Below are 18,425 nucleotides of genomic sequence, written 5' to 3' on the forward strand. Positions count from 1 at the left end.
CGGGCGGAGGTGGCGGTATGACCGCCAAGCTGCGCTCGTCGTTACTGGCGCCCGCGCTCGCGATCGCGTTCTCGGCGCTGCTGTGCGCGATCGCGCTGTTGATCTCCGGGGCCAACCCGGCGAGCGCGCTCGGCGTGATGATCGGCCAGGTGGGCGAGGGCCAGGTCGCCGTCGACATCGTCAACAGCACGGCGATCTACATGCTGGCCGCGCTGGCCGCCGCGATCGGGTTCCAGATGAACCTGCTCAACATCGGCGTGGAGGGCCAGTACCGGATCGGCGCCCTGGTGGCTGCGATCGTGGGCAGTGCGCTCGTGCTGCCGCCGGTGCTGCACTGGCTGGTGATCCTCCTGGTCGCCGCGGTCGCGGGGGCGACCTGGGCGCTGCTCCCCGCGATCCTCAAGGTGACGCGCGGGGTGCACGAGGTGCTCTCCACGATCATGATGAACGCGATCGCCTTCGGCCTGGCCGCTTACCTGATTCGTCGGGACCAGTTCGGCATCCTGATCGGCAACAACGTCTCCACCGAGCCGATCCCCGAGTCCGGCCAGGTGCCGGGCATCGACCTGGGCGCGCGGGGAACGGTGTTCGGGCTGGTGTTCCTGGCCGTGGTGGCCGCGGCCGTCTACGGCGTGGTCATGAAGCGGACGCGGTTCGGATTCGAGCTGCGGGCCTCCGGTGAGTCGCCGACCGCGGCCGCGGCCGGCGGGGTGAACGCCAAGCGCATGATCGTGGTCTCGCTGCTGGTCTCCGGCGCGGTCGGCGGCCTGGTCGGCATGCCGGAGATCCTCGGCCGCGACCACGCCTACACGCTCAACTTCGCCTCCGGCTACGGCTTCGCCGGCCTGGGCATCGCGCTGCTCGGGCGCAACCACCCCGTGGGCATCGCGTTCGGCTCGCTGCTCTGGGCGTTCCTGGAGAAGGCGAAGGTGGCGCTGGACAACGTCGGCGTGCCTCGGGAGATCGCGACGATCATGCAGGGCGCGATCGTGATCTCGGTCGTGGTCGCCTACGAGATCGTCAAGCGGATGGACCTCGCCGCCGAGCAGCGGCGGGTCGGCCGGGCGCTCGGCACCGCCGAACCGGCCGAGGCGGACGCCGGAGGTGCCCGATGAGCATGGTCGAGGTGCAGCCGGGCGGCGCGTCCGGCATGACGATGCCGGCGGCACCCAAGCGCAGGACCCTGCCCGGCTGGGCGATCTTCGTGATCGGTGTCGTCGGGGTGGTCGGCGTGCTCGCGACCACGTCCTACCTCACCGGCGAGGCGGCCCTGACCTCGTCCTCGACGATGCAGAACACGGTGACGCTCGGGATGCCGATCCTGCTCGCCGGGCTCGGCGGGATCTGGGCGGAACGTTCGGGCATGATCAACATTGGGCTCGAGGGAATGATGATCCTCGGGACCTGGGGCGCGGCCTGGGGCGGCCTGCACGGCGGGCCGTGGGTGGCCGTGCTCTCCGGTGCGGTGTTCGGCGCGCTGGGCGGGGTGCTGCACGCGATCGCCACGGTGACCTTCGGGGTCAACCACATCGTGTCCGGGGTGGCGATCAACCTGCTCGGGGCCGGCATCGCGAAGTACCTGTCGACACTCATCTTCGCGCCGCTGTCGTCCAACCCGCGGGACTCGCCCCCGATCGAACGGTTCGACACCTTCTCCGCCCAGCCCCTGGCCGACTGGCTCGGCGAGCTGGAGCAGGACCAGCGCGCGGTGATCTCCGACGTCGCCGGTCTCCTGCGCGGTCTGGTGACCCGGGTCTCGCCGATGCTGCTGATCACGATCCTGCTGGTGGTGGGCACCTACCTGCTGCTCTGGCACACCCGGTTCGGGCTGCGGCTGCGTTCGTGCGGTGAGAACCCGGTCGCCGCCGAGTCGCTCGGCGTCAACGTGTACCTGCACAAGTACGTGGCGGTGATCGTCTCGGGTGCGCTCGCCGGGATCGGCGGCGCCGCGCTGGTGCTCGGCTCCAGCCCGTCGATCTACTCGGAGGGGCAGACCGCCAACCGCGGGTTCATCGGCCTCGCCGCGATGATCTTCGGCAACTGGCGGCCGGGCGGCACGCTGGCCGGCGCCGGACTGTTCGGCTACGCCGACGGGCTGCGGCTCTCCGCCGGCCCGCAGACCGTGCACGCGCTGCTGTACGCGGCGGTGATCGCGGCCGGGCTGGTGGTCATCTGGCAGCTGTGGCGGCGCAAGTGGACGACGGCGACGCTGGCGGCGGTCGGTGCGGTCGCGGTCTACGCGTTGTACTACGCCAGCGACGAGCTGCCGAGGGAGTTCCTGCCCTACACGCCGCACATCATCACGCTGGTGGTGCTCGCCCTGGCTGCGCAGCGACTGCGCCCGCCCGCGGCGGACGGCCTGCCGTACCGGCGAGGCGAGGGTGACTAGCGTGGCCGGTGTGGACTGGGACAAGCTGCGCGAGGCCGCGACCGGCGCCGCCGCGCTCGCCTACTGCCCGTACTCCGGGCTGCAGGTCGGTGCGGCCGGGTTGGTCGACGACGGGCGCCTGGTGACCGGGTGCAACGTGGAGAACGCCTCCTACGGGCTCGGGCTGTGCGCCGAGTGCACGATGGCCGGTCAGCTGCGGCTGACCGGCGGCGGCCGGCTGGTCGCCGTGGCCTGCCGAGGCGGGTCCGGGGAACTGCTGATGCCCTGCGGCAGGTGTCGACAGATTCTGTACGAGTTCGGTGGCCCCGACTGCCTGCTGGACACCCCGGACGGCCCGCTGCCGATGCGCGAGGTGCTGCCGCACGCGTTCGGTCCGGACGACCTGCCATGACCTTCGCCGCGGTCGACGTGATCCGGACCAAGCGCGACGGTGGCCGGCTGAGCGACGAGCAGATCGACTGGGTCGTCGACGCCTACACCCGGGGCGTGGTGGCCGACGAGCAGATGTCGGCACTCGCGATGGCGATCTTCCTGAACGGGATGACCGCCGAGGAGACCGCCCGGTGGACCCGGGCGATGGTCGACTCGGGGGAGCGGCTGAGCTGGTCGACCGGCCGGCCGACCGTCGACAAGCACTCGACCGGCGGGGTGGGCGACAAGATCACCCTGCCGCTGGCCCCGCTGGTGGCCGCGTGCGGAGCGACGGTGCCCCAGCTGTCGGGACGAGGGCTCGGGCACACCGGCGGGACGCTGGACAAGCTGGAGTCCGTGCCGGGCTGGCGGGCGCGACTGTCGACAGAGGAGATCGGCGCGCAGCTGGCGTCGGTCGGCGCCGTCGTGTGCGCGCCGACCGAGGGCCTCGCGCCAGCCGACCGCAAGCTCTACGCACTGCGCGACGTGACCGGCACGGTGGAGTGCGTGCCGCTCATCGCCTCCTCGATCATGTCGAAGAAGATCGCCGAGGGCGCGGGCGCGTTGGTGCTGGACGTGAAGGTCGGGTCGGGCGCGTTCATGCCGGACCTGGCGTCGGCGCGGGAGCTGGCCTCGGCGCTGGTGGAGATCGGCGTCGAGCACGGCCTGCGGGTCTCGGCGTTGCTCACCGAGATGTCGACACCGCTTGGACGGGCGGTCGGCAACGCGGTGGAGGTCGCCGAGTCGGTGGAGGTGCTGCGGGGCGGCGGCCCTGCCGACATCGTGGAGCTGACGCTGGCGTTGGCCAGGGAGATGCTCGCGTTGGCCGGCGTGGAGGCCGACCCAGCCGAGGTGCTCGCGTCCGGCCGGGCCTACGAGACGTGGCGCACGATGATCGCCGCCCAGGGCGGCGACCCGGACGCCCCGCTGCCCACGCCGGCGCACACGCACACGGTGACCGCGCCGCGCGCGGGTGTCGTGGCCGGGCTCGACGCGCGTGGCGTCGGGGTCGCGGCCTGGCGCCTGGGTGCCGGCCGGGCGCGCAAGGAGGACCCGGTCCAGGCCGCTGCCGGGATCCTGTGCCTGGCCAAGCCCGGGGACCGGGTTGCCGCCGGCGACCCGGTCCTGGAGCTGCACACCGACACCCCTGAGCGGATCCCCGCCGCCCTGGACGCCCTCGACCAGGCCCTCGTCATCGCCGACGAGCCACCCCCCACCCGTCCGCTGGTGATCGAGACCATCCGCCCCTGACGTCGTCGAGCTCTACGCCTTCAGTTCGCGGAAGGCGGGTACCGAGACGAGCCTGGTCAGCGCATCCCAGAGCTGGAGCGAGTCACCACTGGGTGGTACCTGCTGCAGCACGGGGCCGAACACGGCCCGCTCGACGCCTCCCGGCGTCGTGACGACCAGGACGGGCGTGCCGATCTCGGCCTCGATGCGGTCGACGCCCGCGTGGTGGGAGGCGCGCAGCGCCTGGTCGTAGTCGGTGGAGGTGCCGGCCTCGGCGAGTGCGGTGGGGAGGCCGGCGCGGTGCAGGGCTTCGCCGAGGTCGCCGATCCACTCCCGCTCGGCGCCGTCGGGCTCGGTCCACAGCATGTCGTAGAAGACGGCGAGCGCCGCGTGCCCGTGCTCGGTCTGCACGGCCGCGGCGACGCGAGCGGGAATCCACAGGTAACCGTGCGGGTCGCCCTCCGGGTCGTCATCGCGGTGCTCGTTGAGCACGGACAGGCTCATCACGTGCATGCGTACCCGAAGGGGCACCTGGGGAGCGACCCGCGCGATCCAGCGTTCGGTGTGCCGGGTGAGCGGACAGGCCGGATCGAACCAGAGGTCGACGCTCCAGCCGGTCATGGCTGCCGCTCCGGGGTGGCACGAGCGGTGATCCCGTGCTCCAGCGTCCGGATCACGGTCGTCGCGACGTCGAACTTGGCGAGGGTGCCCTGCTCGACCTGCTCGAAGGCGGTGTAGGACACCCCCCACAGGACCTGCTGGATCCACTCGGCGGAGAGCTGGTCGTCGAAGACCCCTTCTGCCTGCCCGCGACGGATGAGGTCGATCACCGGGTCGTGTGGCGTCGGCAGGTCAGGCTCGGCGGCGGGGACGACGTCGCGCGCCAGGGACTGGTCACCGAAAACGAACATGATCGCCTCGCTGGTCGAGGCCAGGGCGGCGACCACCCGCCGAATGGCCTCCAACGGGTGTCCCCGGTCGGGTTCGGCTTCGGCGATGGCACCGCCGACGACCTCCAGGGCGTGCTCGGTGGCGGCTCGCAGCAGGCCGTCGCGTTCCGGGAAGTAGCGGTGCAGGGTCGTGCGGCCAACTTCCGCGGCCTCGGCGATCTGCGGCAACGTCGCCGTCCGGTCGCGAACCCAGACCCGCACCGCAGCGGTGACGATGGCCCGTTCGGTGCGGCTCCTGGCGCTGGACACCTGCTTCGAACTCATAGCCCATGGTATCAACAACATCCTTACCGAACCGTATCGTATCGGAATGGAAGTTTGCAGTTCCAATATAGATGCCCTATGGTCCATCCGCATGGCGGGACAGCAGATGATCCGGGCCGAGGGCCTGCGCCGAACGTTCACGGCGGGCAAGGAGACGATCGAGGCGGTGCGCGACGTCAGCTTCGAGGTCGCGGCCGGCGAGCTTCTGGCGTTGCTCGGGCCGAACGGCGCGGGCAAGTCCACCACGATGCGGATGCTGACGACGCTGCTGCCGCCCACGGCGGGCAGCGCGCACATCGCGGGCTTCGACGTGGCACGCGAACCGGGCTTGGTGCGGGAGGTGATCGGCTACGTGGGTCAGCGGAACGCCGCCGGTGAGAACCACCGCATCCGCGACGAGCTGGCGATCCAGGGCCGTTGCTACGGCCTCCGGCTCCGCGAGGCTCGGCGGCGGGCCGACGAGGTGCTGGAGCTACTCGGCATCGGCGAGCTGGCCGGGCGGCTACCGGGCACGCTGTCGGGTGGGCAGCGGCGACGCGTGGACATCGCTCTCGGCCTCGTCCACGGCCCGAGGGTGCTGTTCCTCGACGAGCCCTCGGCCGGCCTCGACCCGCACAGCCGCGCCGGCCTCTGGGAACAGTTACAGCGCCTGCGGCGCGAACAGGGCCTCACCATCCTCCTGACCACCCACTACCTCGACGAGGCCGACCAGATGGCAGAGCGGATCGTCATCGTCGACCAGGGCCGGGTGATCGCCAACGGCACCGCGGACGTTCTCAAGGCCGACCTCGCCGGCGATCGGCTGTACGTCACGACCTCGGACACCGACGGGGCGCGAGCCGCCGCGGCTCTTGCCCGTCGGATGGCCGGCATCGTCGAGGTCACGACCGAGGACCGGACGGTGGGCCTGCGCTGCGCCGACGCCGACGCAGTCCTGCCGGCCTACCTGCGGCTGCTTCACCACGCCTCGGTCACGGTCACTCGCGCCGGCCTACGACGCCCCTCCCTCGACGACGTCTTCATCAACCTCACCGGACGCAGGCTCGAACAACCAGGCGACCCCTCCGGGAACAGCATCGAGGAGCCGACCCATGCCTAAGCTCCTCCAGGACACCGCCACGGTCTTCTGCCGCGAGATCACCCCGGAGCTCCGGTCCCCGGTCGGCATGGTCTTCGCCATGGGGCAGCCCGTGCTGTTCCTCGTCCTGTTCGGCTCGATGCTCGTCGGCACCGACGCGGACCTCGGCACCGGCACCGGCACTGCCGACGTCTGGCAGTGGTTCGTCCCGGGCATCCTCGTGATGATGTGCCTCATGGGGCCGCTGGGCGCCGGTCACACCATGCTCAGCGAGCTGAACGGCGGACAGGTGGAACGCTTCCTCGTCACGCCGATCAGCCGCACGTCGCTCATCCTCGGACGCACCGGCAAGGACACGGTCACCCTGTTCGCTCAGGCGATCCTCATCACCGCGATCGCGGTCCCGTTGGGCATGCGGTTCCACCTGCCCGGTGCCCTGGCCACCATGGTCCTGCTGGTCGTCATGGCCGTCGGGTTGAGCGCCCTGTCCTACGTCCTGGCGATCATCTCCCGACCCAGCGGCAACCTGTTCTGGATCGTCACCCAGGTGTTGATCTTTCCGGTGATGTTGCTCTCGGGCATCCTGCTCCCGGTCGATGCCGGACCGGGCTGGTTGAGCGCTGTCGCCACGACCAACCCGGTTACCTACATCGTCGACGCCGCCCGCGCCCTGTTCGTCGGCGACTTCCTCGACCCCGCGGTGTTCCACGGCCTCGTCGCGGCCACCGCGATCGCCGTTCTCGGCCTGATCCTGGCTACCCGGGCCATGAGACGCGGCGTCTGAGCGTCCGCGGTCACCGATCGGTCTCCGGAAACGACGCGAGCCCCGACCACATGGTCGGGGCTCGCGTCGAGGCGTACTAGTTGGGGACCTCGGCCTCGTCCGTCTCCTCGGGGCGGTTGGCCTTCTGCGGCTTGCCGTTGCGGCGGCGGGCGGCCTGGCGGGGGAGGGTCGCGGGCGGGCGCGGGGGCTGGGCGCCGCCGCCCATCATCAGCTCCGCGAACGTGGCCATGGCCTCGTCGAGGTGACCGCCGATGCGGCGCTCGGACTCCTCGTTGCTCTTGCGCACCAGCGACGCCACCGACTCCGTGTCGGGTTGGCGGGTGAGGGTGCCCTCGACCTTGCCCAGGCTCTCGCCGATCGTGCGGCCCATGTCCGACAGCTTCTCCGCGAAACCGTCCTCGACGGTGTCCAGGCGTCGGGTCAGGTCGTCCAGGCGACCGGTCACCTGCTCCAGCCGGCCGGCGAGTGCCTCGAGACGCTCGGTGCCGTCGACCGTCGACTTGGTGTCCTCGATGGCGTCCTGCATGGAGCGGCGAGCCTCGTCGACGGCGACGCGAACCCCGGTCGCCTTCTCGTCGATGTTGTTGTGCAGGGCGTTCGCCGAGTCGGCCAGCCTCGACTGGACGGCCTCCGCCGAGTCGGTCACGGACTGGCGCAGGGTCTCCCTGGCCGCGTCCAGCTGACCGCGCAGGCCGCCCTCGACCTCGTCCACGCGGCCGCGCAGGGTGTTCTCGGCGAACTCGATCCGCTCCCGGACCGGGCCGTGCACGGCGGCGGGCAGCGCGTCCAGCTTGCTGTCCTGCTTGTCCAGGTGCTTGTCGAGGTGCCCGTCCAGCTCGTCGATGCGCCGGTGGATGCTGGCCAGCTTGTCCTCGAGCCCGTCCATCCGGCCCGCCACGCCCTCGAACCGGCCGGCCACCCCGTCCAGCCGGCCGTCGAGCTGCGCGAACGGCGTTGCCAACTTGTCGACGATGCCCTCGACGGCCCGGGCGATCGACGCGATCGCGGTGTCCTGCGCCTCCAGCTTGGCCATCGCCTCTTCGACGCGCCCGGCCAGCGCCCCGAGCTCGGTTCGGTCCGGCATCTCGGACAGGCGCTTGCGCACCGAGCCGATCGATTCCAGCGGTGACAGCCTGGCGTGGATCTCGTCCAGCGTGTCGAAGATCTGTTGCTGCTCGCTCTCACGGATCTCGGCCGCGCGCACCAGCATGTTGCGCATCCGGTCGAACGACACCGTCGAGTTGTTGTTCTCGTTCACGGAGGTGACCTTCGTCATGGAGGGGGCAGGGCCGACGTGGCGAGCCTAGCCACTCGCAGAACGCGTCCGTACACCACCCGTGAGTTCCTTGCTCGGTCAAACACGATCTATCGCAGGGAAATCCATTCGATCAGGGGACGCCTGTCGGACGGATCCCCGGCGCCGAGGGCACGGTGCGTCGCCGCACGCGACCGAAAGGTGTGCCGCCTCCCGTTGAGTACCGTTGGACCATGTCGACGTCCAACCCCGTTCCGGTGACCCCGGAAACCGTTCGCGCTGCTCCCAAAGTTCTCCTGCACGACCACCTGGACGGGGGCCTGCGTCCCGCCACCGTCATCGAGCTGGCCGACGCCGTCGGATACCCCGACCTGCCCACCCAGGATCCGGCCGAGCTGCGGACCTGGTTCCGCACCGCCGCCGACTCCGGCTCGCTGGTGCGCTACCTCGAGACGTTCGCCCACACCTGCGGGGTCATGCAGACCCAGGACGCCCTGGTCCGGGTGGCCGCGGAGTGCGCGGAGGACCTCGCGGCGGACGGTGTCGTGTACGCCGAGGTGCGGTACGCGCCGGAGCTGTTCAGCGAGCGGGGTCTGCACCTCGACACGATCGTCGCCGCGGTGCAGGAGGGGTTCCGCCAGGGCGAGGCCCGCGCACGTGAGCAGGGCAGGCCGATCAGGATCGGCACCCTGCTCTGCGCGATGCGACAGAACGCCCGGTCGCTGGAGATCGCCGAGCTGGCGGTGCGCCACCGGGACAGCGGCGTGGTCGGGTTCGACATCGCCGGCCCGGAGGCCGGGTTCCCGCCCACGCGGAACCTGGACGCGTTCGAGTACCTGCGGCAGCAGAACGCCCACTTCACCATCCACGCGGGTGAGGCGTTCGGGCTCCCGTCGATCTGGGAGGCCATCCAGCACTGCGGGGCCGAGCGGCTCGGGCACGGCGTGCGGATCGTCGACGACATCAAGGTCGACGAGGACGGCACGATCCACCTGGGACGGCTGGCGAGCTATGTGCGGGACCGCCGGATTCCGCTGGAGATGTGCCCGTCCTCAAACGTGCAGACCGGTGCGGCCCCGTCGATCGCCGAACACCCGATCGGGCTACTGACCAAGCTGCGCTTCCGGGTGACGGTCAACACCGACAACCGGCTGATGTCCGGCTGCTCGCCCTCCTCGGAGATGAGCGCGCTGGTCGACGCGTTCGGCTACGACTGGGCCGACCTGCAGTGGTTCACGATCAACGCGATGAAGTCCGCGTTCATCGGGTTCGACGAACGGCTGGCCATCATCAACGAGATCATCAAACCGGGCTACGCCAAGCTGATCGGCTGACGCTCCCCTCAGGGCTTCTGCTCGAGCCGCTGCTCGAAGGACTCGACCAGGCGCTGCCACGCCGCCTGCTCCGCGTCGAACGGAGGGCTGGGCGCGAGCCTGGTCGGGTCCGGCCGCAGCACGAACGAGACGAGCCACCCGAGGCTCTCCGACTGGGCGAGCGCCTCGTTCACGGTCTTGTCGTCGGCCCAGTCCGCGGCGTCGGTGAGCAGCTCCACGGCGAGGTCCAGCTGCACCGGGTCGACGGCGTCCGGGCCGTCGCCCAGGTCGTCGGCCAGACCGGTGAGCACGTAGGTGTTGTCGGTCTCGACCTCGATCTCGAGGCTGCCGTCGGTGGCCTTGGTGGCCACTTCCTCCCAGGTCGACACCTCGGCGAGGTCGTTCTCGCCGGCCGGTACCGCGGCCAGGTACTTCGCCAGGGTCCTTGGCGACTTGGCGACCGAGATCCTGCCGCGGGCGCCCAGGAAGATCGGCTCGTCGTCGAGGTAGCAGCGCAGCGTGTAGTACTCGCCCTCGGGCGTGATGATCTTGATGGGATCGATGCCCACCTCGGCCCAGAAGCCGACCGGCTCCGGCTCGGCCTCCTCGTCCTCGTCGTCGTCATCCGCCGTGGTCTGGTCGGTGTCCTTTTCGGACTCCTCGGTGTCGACGTCCTCCGCGTCCTCGGCGTCCAGGGCACTGGCGGCCTCCTCGGACTCGGCCTGGTACGCGGCCAGCTCGTCGGTGGTCTCGTCCAGCGTCGCCTTGTCGACCTCGGGTACGAAGACCACCTCGTCGATGGCGTCGAGGACCTCGTCCCAGCGCTCGGAGATGGTCTCGGCGAGGTCGGTCCACAGCTTCTCGCCCTCGCGCCCGGTGAAGGGGAACGTGCCCTGCTCGAGTACCGAGAACCCGGCCGCCGCGTTGAGCACCTCGTGCACCTCGTCGAGCTCGCACACGTCCGCGAGCGAACGGACGATCGTCACGATGTCGGCGAGCTCGCCGATGGTCCAGGTGTCCGGCTCCTCGGCCACCAGCTCCGGCACGCCCACCAGGTCGTAGGTGTGCTCCTCGTCGGGCAGCAACTCGGGCACCGACAGCTCCGGCACGACGTCCCAGGCGGGATGGTCGGCCAGATCGTGCTCGGTGACCGTGCGAACGAAGGCGGCGAGGTGGGCGGCGTCGGGAAAGGCGTAGAGGTCGTCCTCGTGGCCGAGGAAGGCCTCCCACTCCTCACCGTCTTCTCTCCAGCGCGGTGCCCACAGCGTCACGAGGTCGCCCTGCGGCAGGCCGAGCTCGATGGAGACGATGTCCTGAGACATTGCTGGACCTCCTGGTCACGCAATCCATGGGGCACACAGAACGTCGGCAGCCTACGTGGTGGGGACAGTGCGGTGGATCACCGGTCGGAGCGTAGCGAGGAAGGGTCGAACGACGCGAGTTCGTTATCCGGGTCGGCTTCGGCGTCACCACCGCCGCCACCAGCTACTTCGCCGGAACTCGCCTCGCTGGCCCGGCGCAGCCGCTCCTCGCGCCGCGCCTGGAACTCCTCCGCGGTGATGCCGCCGTCCTCCTCGCGCCGAGCCGGCGCCGCCCGTCCGGACAGCTGCTCGAGCGCCAGCGTGAGGTTGTCCCCCAGCAGCAGCGCGACCTTGTTGTAGCCCGTCTGGGTGGCGTCGTCCATCGCGACGCGAGCGACTCGGACGATCAGCCGGCCCAACCCGTCGGCGCCGTAGCGGGCGGCCTCGGGGGCGAGCCAGAGCCGGACCAGCCTGCCTCGCCCGTCCACGGTGACCTCGACGGTCTCGTTGCGGTCGTGGGCGGTGCCGGTGACCGTCGCCAGTACCTTGTCCACTTGGGACAACGCTTCCTGCCGCGCCCGGCCGTCGGCGATCATCTGCTCGGTGCTGCGGTCGAGCGGCTCCCGGTCGATCACAGCCGTCGCTCCCGTTGCTTGAGCGGGTCGGCGAAGTCGGCCTCCGGGTCCGCGTCGGCCTCCTCGTCGTCAACCGGGACGTAGCCGAGCGACTCGAGCTCCTTCTCGTCCACCACCGGTGCCAGTGCCTTGTGCATGTTGCCGCCGGCCAGCCGGGTCGCCCGCTCGGCGAGCGAGGTGATCCGGCGGGCCAGGGTCTCCATGTCCACCTGCAGGGCGGCGGGCGTCAACCGCAGGTCGGTGAGCAGCCCACCGGGCGCGACCTCGACGCTGATCGAGCCGTCGGGGGCGGTGGCCCGGCCGCTGATCCGGCCGACCCTGGCCACCTCGGCCGCGGCCTGCTCCTCCGCCTGCCGCACGCGACGGTCCACGACGGTGAGCTCGTGGTCGATGTCGATCTCCGCCACGCTGTCCCCCTCCCGGTCACGCCCAGTGTGCCCGACGGCGCCGCTGTCCGCGTTCAGCCGGTCGGGCGGTAGAAGCCCACGAACGGCATGCCGGCGTTCTCCGTGCGCAGCGGGCCGACCTGCACCGGGTCCCCCGCCTCGACGATCTGGCCGTTGCCGATGTACATGGCGACGTGACCCTCCCAGCACACCAGGTCGCCGGGCAGCAGCTGGTCGGCCGAGGGGACCTCGGCGCCGATGTCCTGCTCGCGGGAGGTGCGGGGGATGTCCAGGCCGCCCTGGTCGTAGGCGTACTGGGTCAGGCCGCTGCAGTCCAGGCCGACACCCGGTGAGGTGCCGCCCCACACGTAGGGCACCCCCAGCTGGCCCAGCGCGGCCCGAACGGCCTTCGCAGCTGTCTCGTTGGGCGCCATGACCGTGCTGCCGTCGGGAAGGTTCACCGCGACGCCGGTTCCGGGCTGCGGCGGGATCGCGACCGGCAGCCGCTTCTTGGTGACCACGCCGCCGCCACCGCCTCCGCCACCGCCTCCGCCACCGCCGCCGCCTCCGCCACCGCCGGAGTAGCCACCGCCGCCTCCGCCTCCGCCGCCCCCGCCGCCTCCGCCGGTGTTGTAGGCGGGCGGCGGGGTGTTGGCGACCGGTGCGGCGGCGCTCGGCGAGGTGGCCCCGCCGGGGGCGCCGTTGAGCTTGTTCACCACGCCGGTCAGCTGGCCCATGACGGCCTGGAGGTTCGAGCTGGACTCGCCGGAGACCTGCGCCCCGAGCCGGATCAGCTCACTGATCTTGGCCTGCGCGCCGGCGTTGTCGCCCGCACGCCGCAGTGCCGCCGCCGCGGAGAGCAGCTGGGCGGCGCGGTCCATGAAGTTGTCGATCAGCTGCTGGTTGGTGGACTGGCCGACCTTGAGGATCGACGCGGCCTCGCGAACGGCCGTCTGCACCTCGGCGCTGTAGGTGCTGATGTCCCGCGCGGCCGTGCTCATCGTCGTCGCGTCGGCCGCCTGGCGGGCGGCGGAGTCCCCGGTCCAGCCTTGCTGCAGGTTCCTGGTCTGGGTCGTGGCGTCGGTGTCGTAGGTGTAGAGCGCGTTCTGCACGCCCGCGTGCGCCTGGTCGACGGAGTCGATCGCGCCGTCGTCGGTCGCGAGCTGGCGCTGGGCGTCAGCGGCGGGTGAGACCAGCGTCTCGACCATGGGGACGGTGTTGGTCACACCGGCTCACCTCCGGCGCGGCGGATCGCCCGGATGTGGTCGTCCTCCGTGCTGACGTAGTTGGTCCAGGTGTTGGCGACCGCGTCCGCCATCGAGGTGGTGTTCGTGGCCAGGCCGTTCACGCGGTCGAGCTGGTACTGGGTGGCGTTGCGGATCGCGTCGCTGAGGCCGACCTCGTTGCCGACCCGCGAGAAGGCGTTGCCGTCCATCCCGGTGTGGGTGGCCAGCGAGTCGGTCCGTAAACCGTCGGCCAGGGGTCGGTAACCCCTGGTGAACGCGGCGAAGGCGTCCTCGTCGGCGTCGTAGCCGGGCGGTGGCGGCGGCACCGGATCCTCGTGTGTCATCTGTTCCCCTCCTACCAGCTCTGACGCGGCGCGCGGCCCAGCGGCTCCCCTCGGTTCGTCCAGGCTAGGACATCCTCATCCACGGCGGCGGGGATCGGTGAGGATCCGGGTCCGTTCGACGAGGATCGTTTGCATTCGGGGTCGTTTCCGGGCTCAGGTGCCCTTCGGATGCCACACGGTCTTGGTCTCCAGGAACGCCCGAAGGCGCTTTACGTCCGGAGCCACGGTCCAGTCCGGCTCGGCGGCGCCGGCACGCAGCACCCGCTTGACCGTGCCGGCCGCGGCGCGTTCCAACTCGGTGGTCGTCGCCTCGGGGGCGCCGGTGAGGTCCAGGGCGTTCACGTCGGCGTGTGAGGCGAGCCAGGGGGCCAGCTCCGCGGTGCGCCCGGTGAGGACGTTGACCACGCCGCCCGGTACGTCCGAGGTGGCCAGCACCTCGGACAGGGTGATCGCCGGCAGGGGGCGGTCCTGGCTGGCGACGACGACCGCCGTGTTGCCGGTCGCGATCACCGGTGCGACCACGCTCACCAGCCCCAGCAGCGACGAGGACTGCGGCGCCAGCACACCGACCACGCCGGTGGGCTCGGGCACCGAGAACGAGAAGTACGGGCCGGCGACCGGGTTCGCCGCGCCGAGCACGGTGGCGATCTTGTCCGCCCAACCCGCGTACCAGACCCAGCGGTCCACCACGAGGTCCACAATGGACTGCGCCCGTTTGGCCGCGAGGCCTTCGCTGGCCCCGAGCTCGGCCACGAACTGCTCGCGACGGCCCTCGAGCAGCTCGGCCACCCGGTACAGCACCTGTCCCCGGTTGTAGGCGGTGGCCCGGGACCAGCCGCCGAGCGCCTTGCGGGCGGCGACGACGGCGTCCCGCACGTCCTTGCGGGAGGCCTGCGCCGCGTTGGCCAGGAAGGCGCCCTTCGCGTCCTGCACCGGGTAGGAGCGGCCGGACTCCGAGCGCGGGAACGCCCCACCCACGTAGAGCTTGTAGGTCTTGGCGACGGTGAGACGCTCAGACATCGAGGTATGCCTCCAGTCCCTGGCGGCCACCCTCCCGGCCGAAGCCGGACTCCTGGTAGCCGCCGAACGGCGCGGTCGGGTCGAAGCGGTTGAAGGTGTTGGCCCACACCACGCCGGCACGCAGGCGGTCGGCCATCCACAGGATCCGCGACCCCTTGTCGGTCCAGATGCCGGCGGACAGGCCGTAGGGCGTGTTGTTGGCCTTGGCGACCGCCTCGTCGGGCGTGCGGAACGTGAGCACCGACAGCACCGGGCCGAAGATCTCCTCACGGGCGATGCGCATCGCCTGGCTCACCCCGGCGAACACGGTGGGGGCGAAGAAGAAACCCTTGTCCGGCAACGGACAGGGGCTAACCCACTTCTCCGCGCCCTCCGCCTCGCCGGACGAGACCAGCTCGGCGATCTTCGTCAGCTGCTCGCGGGAGTTGATGGCTCCGACGTCGGTGTTCTTGTCCAGCGGGTCGCCGACGCGCAGGGTCGCGATGCGGGTGTGCAGTTTGTCCAGCAGCTCGTCGGCGACCGACTCCTGCACCAGCAGCCGGGAGCCCGCGCAGCAGACGTGGCCCTGGTTGAAGAAGATGCCGTTCACGATGCCCTCGACGGCCTGGTCGAGCGGCGCGTCGTCGAACACGACGTTGGCGGCCTTGCCGCCCAGCTCGAGCGTGAGCTTCTTGCCGGTGCCGGCCACCGAACACTGGATCAGCTTGCCCACCTCGGTGGAGCCGGTGAACGCGACCTTGTCGATGTCCGGGTGGCCGACGAGCTCGGCGCCCACGTCGCCGGCGCCGGGCAGGATGTTCACCACGCCCGGCGGCAGGTCGGCCTGCTGGATGATGTCGGCCAGCACCAGCGCGGTGAGCGGGGTCGTCTCGGCCGGCTTGAGCACGACGGTGTTGCCGCAGGCGAGTGCGGGGGCGAGCTTCCAGGCGGCCATCAGCAGCGGGAAGTTCCACGGGATGACCTGACCTGCCACGCCCAGCGGTCGCGGGTCGGGGCCGAGCCCGGCGTAGTCGAGCTTGTCCGCCCAGCCGGCGTGGTAGAAGAAGTGCGCGGAGGCGGTCGGGACGTCCACGTCCCGCGACTCCTTGATGGGCTTGCCGTTGTCCAGGCTCTCCAACACGGCGAGCTCGCGCGACCGCTCCGCGACCATCCGCGCGATCCGGAAGATGTACTTGGCGCGCTCTGCGCCCGGCATCCGCCCCCAGACCCGGTCGTAGGCGCGCCGGGCCGCCTTCACCGCCTTGTCCACATCGGACTTGGAGGCGGTGGAGACCTCGGCCAGCACCTCCTCGGTCGCCGGGTTGACGGTCTTGAGGGGCTCACCGCCGCCCTCGACGAACTCGCCGTCGAGGAACATCCGGTAGCTGGGTTTGAGGTTGGCGATGTCCCGGGACTCGGGCGCCGGTGCGTACTCCCACATGATCAATCCACCGTTACGTAGTCCGGGCCGCTGTAGTGGCCGTCGAGCTGGGCTCGACGCTGCATCAGCAGGTCGTTGAGCAGGCTCGAGGCGCCGAAGCGGAAGAGGTCTGGGTTGAGCCACTCCGGGCCGGCCACCTCGTGCACGGCGACCAGGTAGCGGATGGCGTCCTTCGTGGTGCGGATGCCGCCGGCCGGCTTGACGCCGACCCGGGTGCCGGTCGCGGTGTGCCAGTCGCGGACGGCCTGGAGCATCACGTGGGTGACCGGCAGCGTGGCGGCCGGGGAGACCTTGCCGGTCGAGGTCTTGATGAAGTCGGCGCCGGCCAGCATGGCCAGCCAGGAGGCTCGCCGCACGTTGTCGTAGGTGGCGAGCTCGCCGGTCTCCAGAATCACCTTCAGGTGCGCGTCCCCACAGGCGTGCTTGATCGTGACGATCTCGTCGAACACGCGGCCGTACCGCCCGGACAGGAAGGCACCGCGGTCGATCACCATGTCGACCTCGTCGGCACCCGCGGCCACCGCCAGCTCCGTGTCGGCGATCTTGACCGGCATGCTGGAGCGGCCGCTCGGGAACGCCGTGGCGACGCTGGCCACGTGGATACCGCTGTCGCCCAGCGCCTCGACCGCGGTGGTCACCATGTCCGGGTAGACGCAGATCGCGGCGACCCGCGGGACCTCCGGCCGTTCCGGGTCGGGCCGGCGGCCCTTGGCGCACAGCGACCGCACCTTGCCGGCGGTGTCCGCGCCCTCCAGGGTCGTGAGGTCGACCATGCCGATGGCGGTGTCGATGGCCCACAGCTTGGCGGCCTTCTTGATGCTGCGCGTGGCGAGGCCCGCGGCGCGCTGCTCGACGCCCACCTGGTCGACGCCGGGCAGGCCGTGCAGGAAGCGACGCAGGGACGTCTCGTCGCGGGTCGCGTCGGCGAGCGCGGGGGGTAACCCCGTATTCGCCGGTGAGGGTGCAGCCATGGGCCCGAGTCTAGGCGTCCCGGCCGATCGGACCGGTCCGCCAAGGGCCGGATACCGGGGGTTGTCCACAACTCGGCGAGTTGTCCACAGATCAGTTCTCGGCGCCCCCCTCGGCGAGTGGGCCGAGGTACAGGTGGGTGAGCCGGTCGGGGTCCCAGAGCACGTCGATGGCCACGATCCGGTCGTCGGCCACCGTGAAGCCCATCACCGAGAGCGTCCGCCCGCCGGCGGCGACCACGACGCCGGCGGCCCCGTTGACCAGGGCCGGCCGTACCAACGGCGCGAACCGCTCGCCGATCATCGCCTGCCCCAGGACCGCCTCGGGACCGCGGACGACGAACGTCGGCCGGCCTCCGGCCGCCCCGCCGTCGGCGCGGAGCACGACCTCCGGATCGAGTACGGCGAGCAGGCCCGCGAAGTCCCCGCGCCGGGCGGCGGCGAAGAACGCCTCGACGACCCGGCGCTGGCGGGTCAGGTCGGGGTCCGGCGTGGGGGCGGCCTCCCGCACCCGGCGCCGCGCTCGGCTCGCGAGCTTGCGCGCCGCGGCCGGCGAGCGTTCGGTCATCGACGCGATCTCCTCGAACGGGACCGCGAACATGTCGTGCAGCACGAAGGCCAGGCGCTCGGCGGGGGTGAGCGCGTCCAGCACGACGAGCAGCGCCAGCCCCACCGCGTCGGCCAGCAGGGCCTCCTGCTCGGGGTCGATCGCGTCCGGGGAGCTGATCAGCGGGTCCGGCATGTGCACCTCGAGCGGTTCCTCGCGGCGGGTGGCGCGGGCGCGGAGCATGTTCAGGCAGATCCGCGCGACGACGGTGGTCAGCCAGGCGCCGAGGTTGTCGACCTCTCCGGTGTCCGCCCGCTCCAGGCGCAGCCAGGCCTCCTGCACCGCGTCGTCGGCCTCGGTGAGCGAGCCGAGCATCCGGTAGGCCACGGCACGCAGCCTCGGCCGGTGCTCGGCGAAGCGATCGGCCGGCGACGAGTTCTCGTCCATCGGTCACATTCCTCTTTCCCGGGGAGTCATAGCACTAGACCCCCCAACCCCGGGCGATGTGACCTCGCCCGGGCCGGCGAACGGAGACACCATGAGCTCACCAGTCCTGATCACCGGCGGCACCGGCACTCTCGGCAGCCTGGTCGTGCCGCGCCTGCTGGCGGCGGGTCGGCAGCCGCGGGTACTCAGCCGCCGACGACGCGAACCCGAGCCGGGCACCGAGTACGTCGTCGGCGACCTCGAGACCGGCGAGGGGGTCGATGCCGCCGTCGCCGGCGTCGAGACCGTCCTGCACCTGGCCGGGAGCGCCAAGGGCGACGAGGCCAAGGCCCGCACCCTGGTCGCCGCGGCGTCTGGGGCCGGCGTGCGGCACCTCGTGTACATCTCGGTGGTCGCCGTATCATTAAAAAAGGTCACCAGCGGGGTGGACCGGGCCATGTTCGGCTACTTCGCGGCC

General features: G+C 71.2%; 20 protein-coding genes. 8 read left to right on the forward strand and 12 right to left on the reverse strand.

Going from position 1 to position 18,425, the window contains the following annotated elements; genetic code table 11:
- Positions 1–17: 17 nt before the first annotated feature.
- From BU204_RS30075 to BU204_RS30090, 4 genes are read left to right on the forward strand one after another with little or no spacing between them, the layout of a single operon-like run.
- A complete protein-coding gene (locus BU204_RS30075; RefSeq protein ID WP_075129163.1) occupies positions 18–1,115 on the forward strand; it encodes an ABC transporter permease in 1,098 nt (365 codons plus the stop codon).
- Positions 1,112–2,389 carry an ABC transporter permease gene (locus BU204_RS30080; RefSeq protein ID WP_075129164.1) on the forward strand — a complete coding sequence of 426 codons (1,278 nt, stop codon included), beginning with the start codon at positions 1,112–1,114 and terminating at the stop codon, positions 2,387–2,389. Before BU204_RS30075 ends, BU204_RS30080 begins: the two co-directional genes overlap by 4 nt.
- A 1-nt stretch (position 2,390) precedes the next feature.
- Positions 2,391–2,780, forward strand: a complete 390-nt coding sequence (locus BU204_RS30085) for a cytidine deaminase (protein ID WP_075129165.1) — start codon at positions 2,391–2,393, stop codon at positions 2,778–2,780.
- Positions 2,777–4,051 (forward strand): thymidine phosphorylase, encoded by a 1,275-nt coding sequence (locus tag BU204_RS30090; RefSeq protein WP_075129166.1) that lies wholly within the window; start codon positions 2,777–2,779, stop codon positions 4,049–4,051. The genes BU204_RS30085 and BU204_RS30090 overlap by 4 nt, the downstream gene beginning before the upstream one ends.
- 12 nt (positions 4,052–4,063) lie before the next feature.
- On the opposite strand, the gene BU204_RS30095 is transcribed toward BU204_RS30090, so the two are convergent.
- Positions 4,064–4,651: a mycothiol-dependent nitroreductase Rv2466c family protein gene (locus tag BU204_RS30095; RefSeq protein ID WP_075129167.1), complete on the reverse strand. Its 588-nt coding sequence runs from the start codon at positions 4,649–4,651 to the stop codon at positions 4,064–4,066.
- On the reverse strand, positions 4,648–5,244 hold the full coding sequence (locus BU204_RS30100; RefSeq protein WP_075129168.1) for a TetR/AcrR family transcriptional regulator: 597 nt from the start codon (positions 5,242–5,244) through the stop codon (positions 4,648–4,650). The genes BU204_RS30095 and BU204_RS30100 overlap by 4 nt, the downstream gene beginning before the upstream one ends.
- A gap of 91 nt (positions 5,245–5,335) precedes the next feature.
- Here BU204_RS30100 and BU204_RS30105 point away from each other — a divergent pair, with 91 nt between their 5' ends.
- Both BU204_RS30105 and BU204_RS30110 read left to right on the forward strand, forming a co-directional pair.
- Entirely contained in the window at positions 5,336–6,343 is a 1,008-nt protein-coding gene (locus BU204_RS30105) for an ATP-binding cassette domain-containing protein (RefSeq protein ID WP_332888598.1), read from the forward strand.
- Positions 6,336–7,106, forward strand: a complete 771-nt coding sequence (locus tag BU204_RS30110) for an ABC transporter permease (protein WP_075129169.1) — start codon at positions 6,336–6,338, stop codon at positions 7,104–7,106. The genes BU204_RS30105 and BU204_RS30110 overlap by 8 nt, the downstream gene beginning before the upstream one ends.
- Positions 7,107–7,182: 76 nt before the next feature.
- Here the strand turns inward: BU204_RS30110 and BU204_RS30115 are convergent, their stop codons facing one another.
- Positions 7,183–8,325: a coiled-coil domain-containing protein gene (locus BU204_RS30115; RefSeq protein ID WP_075129183.1), complete on the reverse strand. Its 1,143-nt coding sequence runs from the start codon at positions 8,323–8,325 to the stop codon at positions 7,183–7,185.
- A gap of 269 nt (positions 8,326–8,594) precedes the next feature.
- Here BU204_RS30115 and BU204_RS30120 point away from each other — a divergent pair, with 269 nt between their 5' ends.
- On the forward strand, positions 8,595–9,695 hold the full coding sequence (locus BU204_RS30120) for an adenosine deaminase (RefSeq protein ID WP_075129170.1): 1,101 nt from the start codon (positions 8,595–8,597) through the stop codon (positions 9,693–9,695).
- Positions 9,696–9,703: 8 nt separating this feature from the next.
- Here BU204_RS30120 and BU204_RS30125 read toward each other — a convergent pair whose 3' ends face one another.
- The 9 genes from BU204_RS30125 to sigJ all read right to left on the reverse strand — a co-directional run bounded on the left by BU204_RS30125 (position 9,704) and on the right by sigJ (position 17,968).
- Positions 9,704–10,996 carry a primosomal protein gene (locus BU204_RS30125; RefSeq protein ID WP_075129171.1) on the reverse strand — a complete coding sequence of 431 codons (1,293 nt, stop codon included), beginning with the start codon at positions 10,994–10,996 and terminating at the stop codon, positions 9,704–9,706.
- A 77-nt stretch (positions 10,997–11,073) separates the two neighbouring features.
- On the reverse strand, positions 11,074–11,610 hold the full coding sequence (locus BU204_RS30130; protein WP_233160747.1) for a YbaB/EbfC family nucleoid-associated protein: 537 nt from the start codon (positions 11,608–11,610) through the stop codon (positions 11,074–11,076).
- On the reverse strand, positions 11,607–12,017 hold the full coding sequence (locus BU204_RS30135; protein WP_075129172.1) for a YbaB/EbfC family nucleoid-associated protein: 411 nt from the start codon (positions 12,015–12,017) through the stop codon (positions 11,607–11,609). The genes BU204_RS30130 and BU204_RS30135 overlap by 4 nt, the downstream gene beginning before the upstream one ends.
- Positions 12,018–12,070: 53 nt before the next feature.
- On the reverse strand, positions 12,071–13,222 hold the full coding sequence (locus tag BU204_RS42035) for a C40 family peptidase (protein ID WP_143229857.1): 1,152 nt from the start codon (positions 13,220–13,222) through the stop codon (positions 12,071–12,073).
- Positions 13,219–13,566: a hypothetical protein gene (locus tag BU204_RS30145; RefSeq protein ID WP_075129173.1), complete on the reverse strand. Its 348-nt coding sequence runs from the start codon at positions 13,564–13,566 to the stop codon at positions 13,219–13,221. The genes BU204_RS42035 and BU204_RS30145 overlap by 4 nt, the downstream gene beginning before the upstream one ends.
- Before the next feature lie 153 nt (positions 13,567–13,719).
- Positions 13,720–14,586: an aldehyde dehydrogenase family protein gene (locus BU204_RS30150; RefSeq protein WP_075129174.1), complete on the reverse strand. Its 867-nt coding sequence runs from the start codon at positions 14,584–14,586 to the stop codon at positions 13,720–13,722.
- Positions 14,579–16,012 carry an aldehyde dehydrogenase family protein gene (locus BU204_RS30155; protein WP_143229858.1) on the reverse strand — a complete coding sequence of 478 codons (1,434 nt, stop codon included), beginning with the start codon at positions 16,010–16,012 and terminating at the stop codon, positions 14,579–14,581. Before BU204_RS30155 ends, BU204_RS30150 begins: the two co-directional genes overlap by 8 nt.
- Entirely contained in the window at positions 16,009–16,977 is a 969-nt protein-coding gene (deoC, locus tag BU204_RS30160) for a deoxyribose-phosphate aldolase (protein WP_075129176.1), read from the reverse strand. The genes BU204_RS30155 and deoC overlap by 4 nt, the downstream gene beginning before the upstream one ends.
- Positions 16,978–17,068: 91 nt before the next feature.
- The gene (gene sigJ, locus BU204_RS30165; protein WP_075129177.1) at positions 17,069–17,968 is read right to left on the reverse strand and encodes an RNA polymerase sigma factor SigJ; all 900 of its coding nucleotides are present in this window, start codon (positions 17,966–17,968) and stop codon (positions 17,069–17,071) included.
- A 91-nt stretch (positions 17,969–18,059) separates the two neighbouring features.
- Between sigJ and BU204_RS30170 the strand changes: the two genes are divergently transcribed.
- Positions 18,060–18,425, forward strand: a 366-nt coding sequence (locus BU204_RS30170; protein ID WP_143229859.1) for an SDR family oxidoreductase, incomplete at its 3' end; no start/stop codon positions are given.

Source organism: Actinophytocola xanthii (assembly GCF_001921205.1).
GTDB classification, from domain to species: Bacteria; Actinomycetota; Actinomycetes; order Mycobacteriales; family Pseudonocardiaceae; genus Actinophytocola; species Actinophytocola xanthii.